Below are 16,283 nucleotides of genomic sequence, written 5' to 3'. Positions count from 1 at the left end.
TAAGCGCAGCAAGTGGATAGTCTAAATACTGGCCTAATCCTAACCTATTAGCTACTTCCTGTAAGCGACTTTCGCAAGTATAACCGCCTAATCACCCCTTTAAACTATATCGTCACGATAACATAGAGATTAATGAGCAATAAATCCGGTCAAAAAGAAGTAGTTATTCTTATAACTCAAACTCCATATCGTCATGATACTCAACATCTTCACTTAACGTTGCCCAATGGTTGGTTGGGCCGTGACCGTTACCGACTTGGATCCCTTGAGCAATCGCTCCTTGAATGAAAGCTTTAGCTGTTTTAATCGCGGTAGTCATCTCAGCGCCTTTAGCTAACTCAGCAGTGATACAGGCCGAGAAAGTGTCCCCAGTGCCATGTGTGCGCTCGGTATCAACTCGCGGTGAGCTCATCCAAAAGTGCGTCCCATCTGCTAAAAGCACATAATCAATCGACTGATTTCCCTTACCATGGCCCCCTTTAATAATAACATTCTTGCAACCATAATCTTGGAGTGCTTGCGCTGCCTCGATCATGTCCGTACTCGTTTTAATATTTCGGTCTAGAATGGCTTCTGCTTCAGGAATATTAGGAGTGATAACATCCGCAAGTGGAATCAAATGCTCAATCAATGCTTTACTTGCACTCGGATCAAGTAACTTATAGCCACCCTTCGCTACCATCACCGGATCCACAACGAAATAACCAAAATCCACCCGCTTAATATTAGCAGCCACGTTCTTAATATGCTCCTCATCGCCTAACATACCGGTCTTGGCCGCTCGAATCTTCATATCATCGGCAAGTGAGTTGAATTGTTCGGTCACAAAGTCAGTTGAGACCGGGAATACATCTTGCACGCCTTTTGTATTCTGAGCCGTTAGCGCCACAATAATACTCATCCCAAAAGTGTCGCGAGCTTGAAATGTCTTCAAATCCGCCTGCAATCCAGCTCCACCACCCGAATCGCTTCCTGCAATTGTCACAACCTGTACTGTTTCATTTACCATAACTATTACCTCCTGATTACTTCTCAGTCATTTATAAAATAAAGAGCCCTAGACACACAGGCTTACTGACTCTCTTAATACAGCTCCCGCCGGCAGTCTTAACTGCATCCGGTATGATGGGGCTATTCTCAGCCGAAGCAGCCCAGTGTCCTCAATGTATCCTCAGTCTAGCATACTCCTCCATTCAGCGCTAATGAAACGCTTACCAATAGATATCACATCCACAACAACCACTTGACCTATACTTACTGTCACACTTGTGTTACAATAGTGTTAACTGTTGATTAATCGTCAACCGATTGAACTGTAGATAAGCTATAAATAGATAATAAGGAGATAAATTGCATGAAACTTGATATTAAAAATAATGAAGTTGCCGTTTTTGGCATTGGAGGTTTAGGTGAGATTGGAAAAAATACGTACGGCATTCAATTTCAAGATGAAATTATTCTAATTGATGCTGGGATTAAATTCCCCGAAGATGACTTATTGGGGATTGATTATGTTATTCCAGATTATTCTTACTTAATCGAAAATAAAGACAAAGTAAAAGCACTCTTCGTCACACATGGTCACGAAGATCACGTCGGGGGAATTCCTTATTTACTAAAAGAAATTAATGTCCCGATTTATGCGGGGAAATTGACCTTGGCTCTTATCCGCAAAAAGCTGAGCGAACATAAATTACTCCGTTCAACAAAGCTGCACGAAATCAATGAAGATTCGGTTATTAAACTGCACAAAACATCCGTCGAATTTTTCCGGACAAACCACAGTATTCCGGATCCTTACGGTATTGTCGTCAATACACCGAATGGAAATATTGTTCAAACGGGTGACTTTAAGTTTGACTTCACCCCTGTGGATGAACAAGCTAACTTGCATAAGATGGCACGTATTGGCCAAGAAGGAGTCCTAGCACTCTTATCTGACAGTACCAATGCCGAGATTCCTGGATTCACAAACTCAGAGCAAGTAGTCGGCGAATCCATCCACAAGTTACTGAAAAATATTGATGGACGAATTATTTTTGCCTCTTTTGCTTCCAATGTGTCGCGTATTCAACAATGTGTGGAGGCTGCTGAAAGTACCGGGCGAAAAATTGCTGTCTTCGGTCGCAGTATGAAAAATGCACTTGAAGTCGGACAAGAATTAGGCTACATTAAAGCAGAAAAATCAACCTTCATCCATCCGAATGAAATCAATCAGTATCAACCCAATGAAGTATTAATTATCTGTACAGGATCGCAAGGTGAACCGATGGCGGCGCTTAGTCGAATCGCAAATGGTACCCACCGCCAAATCTCAATTCAACCCGGCGATACAGTTATTTTCTCTAGTTCTCCAATTCCAGGAAATACAGTCTCTGTCAACCGTGTGATTAACCAATTATTGGAAGCTGGCGCTGAAGTCATTCACGGAAAAGTCAATAATATTCATGCTTCAGGACACGGTGGCCAACAAGAGCAAAAATTAATGTTAAACTTAATGAAACCAAAGTTCTTCGTTCCTATTCACGGGGAATATCGTATGCAGAAGATTCATACTGATCTAGCTGTCCAAACAGGTGTTGAACGCGATAATTGCTTTATCTTAGACAATGGTGATGTTCTTGCCCTAACAGCGAATTCTGCTCGACGTGCCGGATCATTCGAGGCGGGTGACGTCTATGTAGATGGAAGTGGTATTGGTGATATTGGCAATATCGTCTTGCGTGACCGGAAGAACTTATCTGACAATGGATTAGTTGTGGTTGTTGCAACCATTGACACCGATAAGCGTGAAGTCATTGCTGGGCCTGACATCATCTCGCGCGGATTTATCTACATGCGTGAGTCAACAGAACTGATTAAAGAAGCCCAACGTGTCGCTTACCAAAGTATTCAGAACTCATTTGACTACAAGCATATCAATGAATACAAACTACGTGGCGCTCTAACCGAAGATATGAAAGAATTCTTATTCGCTGAAACCGAACGCCGACCAATTATCTTACCAGTTGTCTTAACAAATAACTAAATTTAAATATAAATAAAAGCAAGGACCATCATTATTCTGGTCTTTGCTTTTTTATATTGATATTTTTTGGGCGTTGATTTGATCACTCGTCTCATTCATACCAAGTAATATAACATTAATCATCTACTAAGTTATGCTTGAATGCATAGATGGTCGCTTGCGTACGGTCGGAGACATCTAACTTGGATAAGATGTTGGAGACATGAGTTTTGACGGTTTTAAGGGTGATGAAGCATTCATCCGCGATTTCTTGATTACTTAACCCTTGTGCAATTAATTGTAAGATTTCCGTCTCACGGTTGGTCAGATCATCATGTAATAAATATTCTTGCGGCATATGGTCGCGTTCAATAATTTTTTGGGTTACTTCTTCTTCAAAGACCGTATCTCCCTCGTAAGCTGAGCGAATGGCGTCCGCAATTTCTGAAGCTGAAGATGTCTTAAGCATATACCCTGAGGCGCCTGCTTCCATAGCTGGAAAAACTTTCTCATCATCAATAAAACTCGTCACAATTATAATTTTAGCTTCTGGCCACTGCGCAAGAATTTCTTTCGTCGCTTCGATCCCATCCATGCCATCCATGACTAAATCCATTAAGATCACATCAGGTCTCAAAGAAAGCGCTTTTTCTACACCTTCCTGGCCATCTTCTGCTTCGCCAATAACTTCCATATCATCTTGAATCGAGAAATAAGACGATAAGCCCAAACGTACCATCTGATGATCATCCACTAATAATAATTTTATCATATCGTTAACCTCCAATACTGATTGGTATAATAATTTCGACACTGGTTCCTTGCTGCTTGAACGAAATCAACTTCACATGCCCACCTAATCCATTAATTCGTTCTCGAATATTTTGGAGCCCATAATTACCTGATTTTTGATTCCTCATATCAAATCCTACTCCATCATCAATAATGCGCAGTTGAATTTGTTGGCCCGTCTTTTTTAAATAGACTTCTACTTCTGAAGCTTTCGAATGTCGCAAAACATTGGATAACAATTCCTGAATCACCCGAAAAAGGTTGTCCTCCACGCTAACAGGTAAAGAAACATCTTCTATTTCATAGACAATCGCCATATTCACCTTAGTCGATAGTTCCTTAAGTAATTGTTCAATCCCTTGTTTTAAGGTTTTTTCGTTTAATTTTACCGGTCTTAAGTGAAGTAATAAGGCCCGCATTTCGAGTTGTGATTCATTCGTAATGGATTCAATGGTCTGCAGTTGTTTCTGGATCGCGTCCGGTATATTCTCAGTCTGTTGGTTCAACGCTGACAACATCATAGAGGACGCAAATAATTGTTGGCTAACCGAATCATGCAATTCGCGAGCAATTCGATGACGTTCCTTCTCCAATATCTCTTCCTTCGTCTCTTCTTCCAGCATCAATTTCTCTTCGTTGGAACTTAAGACTTGACGCGACATTAAGGTTAATTTTTCGCGCAGTTGCAAGATTAAACTATCCAGTTGCTTCGTTATATAGACGGGCTTAGCTTGAGCAACAATCTTTTCTAATACTTTATCATTATATCGCCCTTGATTCAAGGCACGCAAACTCTGTTCAATCTTACGCATCCGAATGCGCTCAATGATAATAAACCCGATCGTAAATAACATGGCTAACACAAGTGTAAACCCAAGTAAATACACAGCTAACGGTAGTGATAAGTAACTCATATCTCTGTATGATAAAACTTCCCAACCATCCATATCAAAAAATGTCTCAAAGGTAAAAATAATTATTGACACAGCTAACACAGCAAAAATGAGCCACAATTGTAAGAAGCGGTTAATATATCGTCTCATATAAACAACACCTCAACTTGTCCAACCAAGACATTCGTCACCACTTTTAGGCGACGTGAGGCATGGTCATAGCGATCAGCTCGGTACTTGATCACTTCATTATTCAGTGTTAATTCGTCTTCCCCGATACAAACTCTCCCTAAAAACACACTAATATCTAGCGAAACCGCTACTTCTTCTGGTACTAAAATCTTTACATTCCCAAAGCCTTTGCGAATTAGAACCGTATTATCCCCTTTAGGAACAATCGTGTTTCCTAAATCAATCACACTCGTTCCAGCAACTTTTGTATAATTGATATCTTCCCATTCATAAATATCATCATCATTCTTCTCTTCCCCAAACCAATTCTTCCGAATCCGCTTAATTGGCCGTTCACGTTGCTGATCTAACTTCACAGAAATAAACTGACTATCCGCCGTTGTTTGGTCACGTTTAAAGAGAGACTCCCGCACGACATTAAAGAGGGACGGATTCTTACCCGCGATAATAATAATCATCAAGACAAGTACAATCCAAGCTGAAATCGTTTGAAGTAATGCTAGGGCGATCATCACCCCACCAATAATGTAGCACTCTTTTTGAGCTTGCTTCAGTAATTTTCGTCCGAGAACTAGCAAAATCAACCCACTTAAAAATAATAACGACGAACCAATACTTTGAATAAATTCATACAAGACAAACATTGAAAATATAAATATAAACATCCCTAACAAAAAATTTATCTTATTTCGTTTCTTGATCTTCATATCCACACCTCTTCCTATCATAATCATCTATTCCTAGTATAACCTGTCTGCACCAAAAATCCTACCACTAATCGACAATATCAGGCTAAAGACCGATATAAGTAAGCAGCTAAAACGAGCTACACTAGGAAGACACTTCTAGGTAGCTCGTTTGTTTTAATTATTTATTTTTGGCCGAATAATCTTTGAGTCTCTTTAAAGAAGGACAGATGTTTTGTTCGGTTGTATACTAAGAGAGCGATACCTGTTCCGATCAATGTCGCTCCAAAAAATTTCGGTGTATAAACAAACCAATGTAAGTTCGTCTTCACACCGGTAAACCAGACCATTACTGGATAAGACACGACTGATGCAATGAGTCCCGTACCGATAATTTCACCAAGGGCACTCGCATAGATCGTCGGCCGCCATTTATACAATATCCCTGCTAATGCAGCGCCAATTACAGCGCCCGTCATGGCAAGCGGTGGAATCCCAAACAATACCATGCGCAATACAGCTGTTGTAAAAGCCATCACAACAGTATAAAATGGACCAATTAAAAGAACCGCATAAATATTTAAGACACTGCTCATCGGTGCCATTCCTTCAATACGCAGGAATAAATTAACCACCACATTCATAGCGATCAAAGTTCCTAGAATAACTAATTTTCTTGTTGACTGATTTCTCATCTTTCATTCCCCTTCTACACTAAAGAAAAACCCATTGAACTATTTCATTACGAATAGACAATGGGTCCTTCCAGAGGATTCTTCAACAATCTACACAGTTATCCTGTGTTTCTCCCTACGCTAGTCCTAACTAAACAGGTTCAATGGGTATAATCTCAGCACTGCCACAAGTGACAGGCACCCCTAATGTTTTATTTAATTTAATTCTATTATACTAAATATTTGTGCTAACGACAACTTAAATATCCCTGTTTTTTAAAATTTCACTTCATCGTCAAGTGATTGTAGAAAACTTTTTTGATTACTGATGTGTCAACTTTATGATAACCAACACTAAATATTGAAGAGCCGTTTTTAGTTTAACGCACAAAAAGGTACTAGCAAGGAAAATCTTCACCTCCACCTAGAGTTGTAGAATGTAAGTTTTTAACCATACCGAGCATACATAAAAACAGCCCGCCAAACAAATATGCTTGACTGACTGTTTTCACTGATAATGACTAATTAGCGGTTTTGTTTCAGATAATTGGCTACTTCTGACAGATTATTAACTACTGCAAGAGCTTTATCTCGCACTTCATCAGTCGGTTCAACTGTGTCAGGTACCATAATAACAGGAATTCCTGCCGCATGTGCTGCTAGTACACCGTTGATCGAATCTTCTAACACTAACGTTTCTTCTTTAGACACACCGAGATTCGACCATGCCAGCTCAAATATATCGGGGGCTGGCTTTGTCTGCTCGACTTGATCTCCACCATGAATCGCACTGAAACGGTCACGAATGCCTGCATTTTTTGTCATGACGTCAATCATATGCACTTCAGAACTAGAAGCAATGACTTTTTCGATTCCGGCGTCATCCAAGTAATCCAGTAATTCATGTAGACCAGGCTGAGTCGGCACTTCACCATGAAGCAATAATTCATGTGCATCCTCTTCTCCGAGGCGGAAAAACTCATCAACAAGTTCATCATCGAATGCTTCCTTCATTCGTTCTGCCATATCTTGAGCGCCAATACCGACAAATTGATAAAAGTAGGCTTCATCTTTATCCAGACCCAACGTCTTAGCTGTCTTGACATTCGCCTTAGCGTAGAGTCGCTCCGAATCAAAAATCAAGCCATCCATATCAAAGATAACTGCCTTAATCACTTGTGTCACCTGCTAGCTCACGCATACGATCCAATTGCTCTTCAGCTTTATCGTACATTTGTTGGTAATGTTCACCTTTATCTCGCTCTTCTTGGACGATAGCTTCCGGTGCATTAGCTACAAATTTTTCATTTGATAATTTTTTGCTGACTCGATCTAATTCTGATTGCCATTTTTGCAGTTCTTTTTCTAGACGGTCAATTTCTTCCTCGAAGTTCAACAACCCTTCTAATGGCAAGAACAGTTCCGCATCCGTAACAACCGCTGATTTAGCTTCATCCGGTGCTTTAACGGCAACATCAATCACTAATTCACCTGGGTGGCAGAATCGATGAATAAATGAGGCATTCTCCGTTAAGAATGTTTCTGCAGCTTCTGTTGCCGGGCGAATCAGCATATCAATTGCTTCAGACATTGGACGGTTTACGTCCGCACGAATTTGACGAACAACTTGAATTAATTCAATTAACGTACTCATCCCCGCACTTGCTTGTTCATCTACAAATTCATCCTGAACAGTTGGGTAGTCAGCTATTGCAATTGATCCTTCAACACCAGGAATATGCTCATAAATTTCTTCTGTCACAAATGGCATGAATGGGTGAAGTAATTTTAGAATTTGGTCTAACGCATAAACCAACGTGCTTTTCGCTGATAATATTTGCTCGGGACTTCCATCGTTCAAGACTTCTTTGGTCATCTCAATGTACCAATTACAGTAATCATCCCAGATGAACGCATAGAGCTCTTTGCCCGCTAATGAAAATTCAAATTTTTCCGTATGGTCCGTTACAACTTTAATCGTCTCATTCAAGCGGTGTAAAATCCACTTATCGGCAACTGTTTTCTCAGCACTAAGATCAATATCCTGGTAGCTAAAGTCACCAAGATTCATTAAGACGTAACGGCTTGCATTCCAAATTTTATTAATAAAGTTCCATGCCGCATCCATCTTTTCATAACTAAAGCGAATATCTTGTCCCGGTGTCGAACCATTTGTCAAGAACCAGCGCAAGGCATCTGCTCCATACTCTTCGACGACATCCATTGGGTCAATTCCATTCCCAAGTGATTTACTCATCTTCTGACCATCTTCAGCCCGAATCAATCCATGAATTAAGACATGTTCAAATGGACGCTCATCGGTAAATTCTAAAGATTGGAAGATCATTCTTGATACCCAGAAGAAAATAATATCATAACCGGTCACTAATGTGTTCGTTGGGAAATATCGCTTAAAGTCAGGTGCCTCTGTATTCGGCCAGCCCATTGTTGAAAATGGCCATAATGCGGAGCTAAACCATGTATCTAAAACATCCGGATCTTGTGTCCAATTCTCTTCATCTTCCGGTGCTTCCATGCCAACATATACTTCACCAGTTTCATTGTGATACCACGCTGGAATTTGGTGCCCCCACCATAATTGTCGCGAAATAACCCAATCATGGACTTGTTCCATCCAATTCACAAATGTCTTCTCGAAGCGATCGGGTACAAAGTTCACACGATCATCTGTCTTCTGATTAGCTAGTGCACGGTTCGATAACTCTTCCATCTTCACAAACCATTGCGTCGATAAGCGAGGCTCGACCATAACACCTGTTCGTTCTGAATGCCCAACACTATGCGTGTGCTCATCAACTTTTACTAAGAAGCCTTGCTCTTTCAAATCAGCAACAATTTTTTTACGCGCTTGGAAACGATCTAAGCCTGCATACTCACCTGCCAATTTGTTCATATTCGCATCGTCATCCATCACATTGATACGGGCAAGATCATGACGGTTTCCGATTTCGAAGTCATTCGGGTCGTGCGCTGGTGTAATTTTTACAAGTCCGGTTCCGAATTCAGGATCTACATAATCATCAGCAACAATCGGAATTTCACGATCCATTAGTGGCAGGATGGCTGTTTTGCCGATAAGATGCTGGTAACGTTCATCAGCTGGATTAACCGCAATCCCAGTATCACCAAGCATCGTTTCTGGACGCGTAGTAGCAATTTCAACTGAGCCGCTTCCATCTGCTAATGGATAATTAATATGATAGAACGCACCTTGGACATCTTTATGAATCACTTCAATATCACTTAAAGCTGTTTGAGCTTTAGGATCCCAGTTAATAATATATTCACCGCGGTAAATTAAGCCTTTTTCATATAGATTGATGAAGACGGTTTTAACCGCTTCATTCAAGCCTTCATCTAAGGTAAATCGCTCGCGTGAATAATCAACCGAGAGACCAATTTTGCCCCATTGATCTTTAATGTTAGCAGCGTATTCATCTTTCCATTCCCATACTTTTTGAGTAAACTTATCACGACCTAAATCATGGCGGCTAATACCTTGTTCAGCTAATTTTTCTTCTACTTTTGCCTGTGTTGCGATACCAGCATGATCCATACCTGGTAACCATAACGTATCGAATCCTTGCATGCGCTTCTGGCGAATAATAATATCTTGCAAGGTGGTATCCCAAGCGTGGCCTAAGTGGAGCTTACCCGTAACGTTCGGAGGTGGAATAACAATTGAATACGGCTCCGCTTGCGGATCTTCACTTGGTGCGAATACACCACTATCTACCCACTTCTCGTAACGTCCTTCCTCTACTGCTTGTGGATTATACTTCGTCGACATCTTCACATCAGTCATCTACATTCCTTCTTTCTATTCATCTTATATGTTATTAAAAACAAAAAAAGCCCTCCTATGACTAGGACGAGCTACTCGCGGTACCACCTAAATTATGCTTTCAGCTGAAAACATCGCTTCTTCTCAACGATAAGGGGTTGATACCCATTTTATAGTCAAGCAACCTTCCTTATTTGGCTTCTAAGCATCTCAGCAGTTCCTTGCTTATTCTCTGTGGACAGCCGTTAATAAGTACTCCTCTTGATTAGTTCAACTTTTTAATATAAGTGACGATCCCTTACATACAATTAGAGAAATCGTCACTTACATTATATCACACTTATTCCGGGATGCAATTATAAAATGCTATTAAATGTTTCTTCTAAGGCATCATCTTGTGAGCTACCTGGTTTAATTGTTTCTCGTTTAACACCCGCTAAGGCGCGTTCGATTAATCCTTCAATATCGAGTGCTTTTTCGTAGCGAATAGCATTTTCAATCGTTGGCTTCGTCTTAGGACTAGATGGTGCAAAAATCGTACAACAATCTTCGAACGGTTGAATAGACAACTCATACGTATCAATTGTTTTCGTAATATCGATTATTTCATTCTTATCCATTGAAATGAGTGGACGCAATACTGGAGTCGTTGTTACATGATTAATGGCTTGCATACTCTCTAATGTTTGTGAAGCCACTTGACCCATAGATTCACCTGTAACAATCGCCAAGCCGCCTTGTTGCTCACGAATTTTATCAGTTAAACGCAACATCATGCGGCGGGTAATGGTCATCCCATAACCATCAGGCACATGTTTTTTAATTTCTTCTTGGATTTCAGCGAATGGTACTTCGATAAACGTCATTGGTCCACTGAACTGAGCTATCTTAGCTGCTAGATCTTTGGCCTTTTGTAAAGCTTGTGGACTAGTGTACGGCGGACTGTGGAAATGAACCGCTTCGACTTCCATCCCACGCTTCATTGATAAATACCCGGCCACTGGAGAATCAATTCCACCTGATAACATCAACATACCCGTACCGGCTGTTCCCACTGGCATACCACCCGCACCAGGAATAGTTCGTGCTGAAATATAAATATGCTTATTTCTTACTTCAACTCGAATCTTAATATCTGGATTATCCATCTGAGCTTGGATTTCAGGAATGGCATCGATAACCGCTGCTCCTAATTTTCGATTAAGCGCCATCGTATCATACTCAAACTCGTGATCCGCTCGATGCGTATCAATTTTAAATGTCATATTGGGTTCATATAGTTCTCGAGCTAAGTCTTGGACGGCAACTTCAGCAGCTTTCAGCGTTTTTTCAACTTTCATCGCTGGGGAGAGACTAGAAATTCCAAAGACATGTGTCAAACGATTAATAATATCCGCTGAATGTTCTTCTTGATCATTCAAAATCACATGCATTCGGTCCCGGTTCCAATTCACTTCTATGCCACTATAATCTTCCAAAACACCCGCAACATTCTTGCCTAAGCGGTTAATGAAATCTTTCATATTTTTTCCTTTAGTTGATAATTCGCCGTAACGAATCATAATTTCACTTGCTAACATACTGATCTCCTTTACTTGCTATGAATAACATCAAAATTCTGGTATAGTTCATCTAACACATCTAAAAATTGTTCAACTTCCGCCATCGTATTGGATCCTGTCAGACTAATACGTACCGCTGTTTCGGCAACTTGAGGGGCGAATCCCATTGCACTGAGTGTTCCCGAAGTTCCTCCACTTTTACTTGAACACGCACTCGTTGTCGACACATAAATATCGCGCTCCTCTAAGGCATGTACGACCACTTCTCCCCGAATACCTTTTATACCGAAACAAACAATATGAACAGCTGAAGCTTCTCCTGGTGTAAATACTGTAATTTGCTTGTATTGGTGTAAGCCTTGCTTCAAGCGATCAGTCAACTGTTTCAACTGATGTTGTGTTGCTTGCTCTGACTCTTTCACCAACCGGAAAGCTTTTGCCATTGCAACAATCGCGGGTAAATTCTCAGTCCCGCTACGCTGATTCATCTCTTGGCCTCCACCATGAATAAGCGGCGTAACATCTTTTCCACGCTTCACATATACAAATCCACATCCACGTGGCCCATGAAACTTATGACTAGAGAAAACAGCCATATCAATCCGGCTCTCCGGGCCTAGTTTTAGATCCATTTTTCCGACTGTTTGGACTGCATCAATATGGAAGTGAACAGTCGGGTACTCGCGTAATATTTCACCGATTGCTTCCAAATTCTGAATAACCCCAACTTCATTGTTCAGTGCAATTATACTCACTAAAATCGTATCTGAACGCAATGCTTCGCGCAACTCAACTAGATCAACCTGACCTGCTTTATTCACAGGCAAGTAAGTAATCTCGAAGCCCAAATCTTCCAAGAAATCCATCGCATGATTGACCGCAGAATGTTCAATCCGTGTCGTAATAATATGCTTGCCATAATATTGCTTTTTAAAAGCTGTTCCTTTAATCATCCAGTTATCGCCTTCTGTTCCACCGCTTGTGAAGAAAATTTCTTCGGGCTGAACACCTAATTGTTGCGCAATACTTACTCTGGCTTGTTTTAATAATTTTGACGACACATCACCCAGTTCATGCAAGCTGGATGGATTGCCAAAATATTGCTCGCTGACAGTTTGGTAAGATTGAACAGCTTCAGGAAACATCTTTGTCGTTGCACTATTGTCAAAATAAATCATAACTAACCCCTCTTCAATGAAAGAATGACTATTTCGCAATAGTCACTACTTTTTACTTATTGGCATAGTATCGGTCTTCTACTGTTTTGGTCACATCGGCATCAATATGATTCAACTTATTGCGAATGACGCGAAGTGATGACTCATAATCATAATCTTCGTTGAATAACTTCATTCCTTGAGCAATCACTTGATTGACTTCTGGATGATTATCGCGGTATTGATACAACTTCTGAGCCAATGCTTCCGTTAAATTCGCCTGATCGATAACTTCTTCTGTTTTTTCTTCCAAATTTTTCAGCTCTTCATCGCAAATCGCTTTAATATCATAAATTTTTTCCATCTTCAGCTTAGGTCGTGATAATTCTTCCCCCAATGTTTGGACTAAATTTGAGACATAGTGATAAAATTCATCATATTCTGTCGGTACACCCGGTAAGTTCTCACGGATCAACTGCCGTTTGCAATTGTGTACCGCTTGTTCCATCTGAATAAGCTCTTCTTTTAAGTCCATTTCCTTATTGCGATATGCATACAGCTGATCTGAAACATCATTCTTATCTTGATTTAGCTCAGTCAACCGGTCCTTCACGTTTTCCAATATAGCTGCTGCTTCACTATAAGGTGTGAAACTGTTCTCTAAATTATCAACTATTCGCTCATAACGAGCTTCCTGTTCCTCTACTGAAGCTCTTAGTTGCTTAATCAATTGTTGCTCGTTGTGGATTAAAACATAACTCTGGGAAATTCGATCAATTTCAAAGAACAATACCCGAATTTCTTCCTTCAAGTAATAGATAGCTTTCTGAATCGCAGGGAGTAATTCTTCTACTTGCTTGCTTGCGGTCATTTCACGCTCTAAGCGGTCATAGATGGTTTCAATCTCACTCTCAATGAAGTCAGTCAACTTACGGGCCTCATCCATGTCTAATTCACTAATAGCTTGGTCCAAGCTGTCAATTTCAGTTTCAATTTTTGCGACTTCTTTTGGAATTGGCTTACCACTTATGACAAATCCTTCGCGCATCAAGTATTCATATGATTCAGAAATTTCTGCTAATTGTAGATAATAATCATCATTAATACGCTCCAGCATAGCAGGAACATCTCGCATGAAGTCCTTCATCTGTTCAGTCATATCCTCCAAGTTCAATACAACCTCACGAGCTTCTTCATGATCGCCCCAGTCCGTGACCTCTTCGAAGCGGTCAAACTCCCTTTCAATACTAGCTAATCCTTCTTCTAAGCGTTCCACTGCATGCCCGAATGAGCCACTATCATCCAAAAGCTCTGTTCGAATCAATTCATATTCTTTATGAATGACCTCTATTCGCTTCTCATTCGCTTCTTGACGATTAATTAAATCTTCTAGCGATGTTGATAGACGCATCAGATCACTCTCAATCGCCTCAAGTGCTTCATGCGCTTGCTGTTGGAAATTATTAGCTTCTTTAAAGCGATAACGTTGTGCTGACTGTTCAGCTTGGAAAACAAAATTCTCCACTTCAATATTACGTCCCGAGAGAATATCTTGCCACATCGCTTCCAATTTATCCGCATATGCTTGTGACTTCCCATTGATATTCATCTCACGCACAACATCTAATCGTTGCGTCGGTACTCCTTCTAGCAGAAACTTTTTACGGTCTTTTAGTTCCGCCACATTTGTTAAATACTGCTTCTTGTATATATACAGACCACACCCGATGACAAATATAATTATGATGATCAGTATAACTATGTATTCAGCTGGCATCTAATCCCTCCATACACTTTTTCTATTTCATCTATAAGTATATCAAAAAAAACCGCTCTATGTTATACTATTACCAGATTTTTTCGAAATAAATCAATTTAGAGAGGATTTTTTGATGAATACGCTATTAGTTAAACAACTTCGGGCATTAATTCAAGATGAAAGTAACTTAATTGCTAATTTAAGTAATGTGAGTGCCCTCTTGAATGCGCACTTCAACCAGATTAATTGGGTCGGCTTCTACTTGTGGGATGATCAGGATCAGGAGCTTGTCCTTGCCCCCTTCCAAGGTAAAGTAGCCTGCAATCGAATTCCAATGGGGCGCGGTGTATGCGGAAGTGCCCTCCAACAACAACAAACACTCATTGTTCCCGATGTCCATGCTTTCGCCGGTCACATTGCGTGTGACAGTGCCAGTCGTTCTGAAATTGTCGTTCCTATTATTATCGATGGCCATCCCTTTGGCGTCCTTGATATTGATGCACCCGTGACTGACCGCTTCACCCCCGAAGATCAAGCACTCTTAGAAGCTTGTATTGATGAATTAAAAAACGTTATTTAAATCCAATCGCACCAACGAATCGAGTAGGAGACTAGCCATTAATTGACTAGTCAATCTCTCACACCACCGTACGTACAATTCCGTACACAGCAGTTTAACAATATGAATACCTACGCTGATAAAGTAGATTGTTATCTTTCAATCATCACTTTATCAGCGTTTTTCTTCTTAACGCTAAGTGTATCCCCATCTAAATGTAAGCGCTTGTTTTAATATCGGTTAAAAAAGCTTCCGAATATACTACTCAGAAGCTTTGGTCGAGGAAATAATCACTTATATTAAAGTAAGTTAAAAATTTCTGGAAAATTTTTTTATTTTTTTATGGTAGGAAAAAACAATTAATTTGTTAGCGATACTTATATACAGCCAATTAATTCCTCTAAACCCGTATCAATAACATTCCACAATAATAACGAAATGTTAGTATATTAAATACTAGAATAGGTTACTCTAATTTCACCATTGGATTATTCATTGTTTAAATTCCTTTCTTCATTTATATTATGTACCGGCATGCTTTGGCATGCCGACAGATGTTATCATCTGTGTTCAAAGAGATGAACTACTTATTTATCATCATCTTCGCGTTTTTTCTTCAATCCAAGTCCTGCAAGTAAAGTTGAAATACCTGTCACACCAAGTAACCAAGAAATTGTTGCTGTATCTGGTAAACGTTCGCCAGATTTTTCTTGCTTCGTTGATTCTTGAATACTCTGCTGACCGTTGACTTGTGTTTTCACCTTTTGCAAATGATCAGTTACTGCAGGTTTATCAACCGGATGTTCGCTTTTTGGAGCGTTCTGACCTGGCTGAGTTGGAGCTTTTGGTTCGGTTGATTGTTCTTGCTCATCACCAACCTTTCCTTGTTCTAACTCTTCCGTTGGGAATGTTGGTTTTTCGTTAATTAAGCCTAAACCATGCGTACCACCGTCGAATTCTGGCATCTCTGGTTGAACGGTTCCTTCATCATTACCTGACTCAGGTGCAGATGATGCTAATTTCGCATTTAATGCCTCCGCTGTTTGACTAATGGCTTCAATTGCTGGCACGGTTTGAGCTTGCTGGATCGCTTTTCGGAACTCAGTTACTTTTGAAGCATCTAAGTTCGATAAGGTTCCGACGTAGGCTGATGCTTTATCACGTTCTACTTGAAGTAATCGGCCTAACTCTTCCGCT

At 40.3% G+C, this 16,283-nt stretch carries 13 protein-coding genes; 2 read left to right on the top strand and 11 right to left on the bottom strand.

Features of this window, described 5'->3' with window-relative positions:
* Positions 1-169 precede the first annotated feature (169 nt).
* A complete protein-coding gene (gene thiD / locus HMPREF9703_RS03430; protein WP_004635631.1) occupies positions 170-1,009 on the bottom strand; it encodes a bifunctional hydroxymethylpyrimidine kinase/phosphomethylpyrimidine kinase in 840 nt (279 codons plus the stop codon).
* Positions 1,010-1,354: 345 nt separating this feature from the next.
* Between thiD and rnjA the strand changes: the two genes are divergently transcribed.
* Entirely contained in the window at positions 1,355-3,028 is a 1,674-nt protein-coding gene (gene rnjA, locus HMPREF9703_RS03425) for a ribonuclease J1 (RefSeq protein WP_004635629.1), read from the top strand.
* 115 nt (positions 3,029-3,143) lie between these two features.
* Here the strand turns inward: rnjA and HMPREF9703_RS03420 are convergent, their stop codons facing one another.
* From HMPREF9703_RS03420 to HMPREF9703_RS03380, 9 genes are all read right to left on the bottom strand, one after another.
* Positions 3,144-3,779, bottom strand: coding sequence for a response regulator transcription factor (locus tag HMPREF9703_RS03420; RefSeq protein ID WP_004635628.1), 636 nt, complete (start codon positions 3,777-3,779; stop codon positions 3,144-3,146).
* Positions 3,780-3,783: 4 nt separating this feature from the next.
* Positions 3,784-4,842 carry a sensor histidine kinase gene (locus HMPREF9703_RS03415; protein ID WP_004635626.1) on the bottom strand — a complete coding sequence of 353 codons (1,059 nt, stop codon included), beginning with the start codon at positions 4,840-4,842 and terminating at the stop codon, positions 3,784-3,786.
* Entirely contained in the window at positions 4,839-5,591 is a 753-nt protein-coding gene (gene liaF, locus HMPREF9703_RS03410; protein ID WP_004635625.1) for a cell wall-active antibiotics response protein LiaF, read from the bottom strand. Before liaF ends, HMPREF9703_RS03415 begins: the two co-directional genes overlap by 4 nt.
* A gap of 164 nt (positions 5,592-5,755) precedes the next feature.
* Positions 5,756-6,265, bottom strand: coding sequence for an energy coupling factor transporter S component ThiW (thiW, locus tag HMPREF9703_RS03405; RefSeq protein ID WP_004635624.1), 510 nt, complete (start codon positions 6,263-6,265; stop codon positions 5,756-5,758).
* Positions 6,266-6,769: 504 nt separating this feature from the next.
* On the bottom strand, positions 6,770-7,420 hold the full coding sequence (locus tag HMPREF9703_RS03400) for an HAD family hydrolase (protein ID WP_004635623.1): 651 nt from the start codon (positions 7,418-7,420) through the stop codon (positions 6,770-6,772).
* Positions 7,413-10,070, bottom strand: coding sequence for a valine--tRNA ligase (locus HMPREF9703_RS03395; protein WP_004635622.1), 2,658 nt, complete (start codon positions 10,068-10,070; stop codon positions 7,413-7,415). Before HMPREF9703_RS03395 ends, HMPREF9703_RS03400 begins: the two co-directional genes overlap by 8 nt.
* 335 nt (positions 10,071-10,405) lie before the next feature.
* Positions 10,406-11,629 (bottom strand): tRNA uracil 4-sulfurtransferase ThiI, encoded by a 1,224-nt coding sequence (thiI, locus tag HMPREF9703_RS03390; protein ID WP_004635621.1) that lies wholly within the window; start codon positions 11,627-11,629, stop codon positions 10,406-10,408.
* A gap of 11 nt (positions 11,630-11,640) precedes the next feature.
* The gene (locus HMPREF9703_RS03385) at positions 11,641-12,789 is read right to left on the bottom strand and encodes a cysteine desulfurase family protein (protein ID WP_004635620.1); all 1,149 of its coding nucleotides are present in this window, start codon (positions 12,787-12,789) and stop codon (positions 11,641-11,643) included.
* Between the two features lie 52 nt (positions 12,790-12,841).
* Positions 12,842-14,545 carry a septation ring formation regulator EzrA gene (locus HMPREF9703_RS03380; protein ID WP_004635619.1) on the bottom strand — a complete coding sequence of 568 codons (1,704 nt, stop codon included), beginning with the start codon at positions 14,543-14,545 and terminating at the stop codon, positions 12,842-12,844.
* A gap of 115 nt (positions 14,546-14,660) precedes the next feature.
* On the opposite strand from HMPREF9703_RS03380, the gene msrC reads away from it, so the two are divergent.
* Positions 14,661-15,107, top strand: coding sequence for a free L-methionine (R)-S-oxide reductase MsrC (gene msrC, locus HMPREF9703_RS03375; protein ID WP_004635618.1), 447 nt, complete (start codon positions 14,661-14,663; stop codon positions 15,105-15,107).
* A gap of 566 nt (positions 15,108-15,673) precedes the next feature.
* Here msrC and HMPREF9703_RS03370 read toward each other — a convergent pair.
* The coding region (locus HMPREF9703_RS03370) for a GA module-containing protein (protein WP_004635617.1) at positions 15,674-16,283 on the bottom strand (610 nt) is incomplete at its 5' end.

The organism is Dolosigranulum pigrum ATCC 51524 (assembly GCF_000245815.1).
Taxonomy (GTDB): Bacteria; Bacillota; Bacilli; order Lactobacillales; family Carnobacteriaceae_A; genus Dolosigranulum; species Dolosigranulum pigrum.
This window is presented reverse-complemented; position numbering and strand designations above follow the sequence as displayed.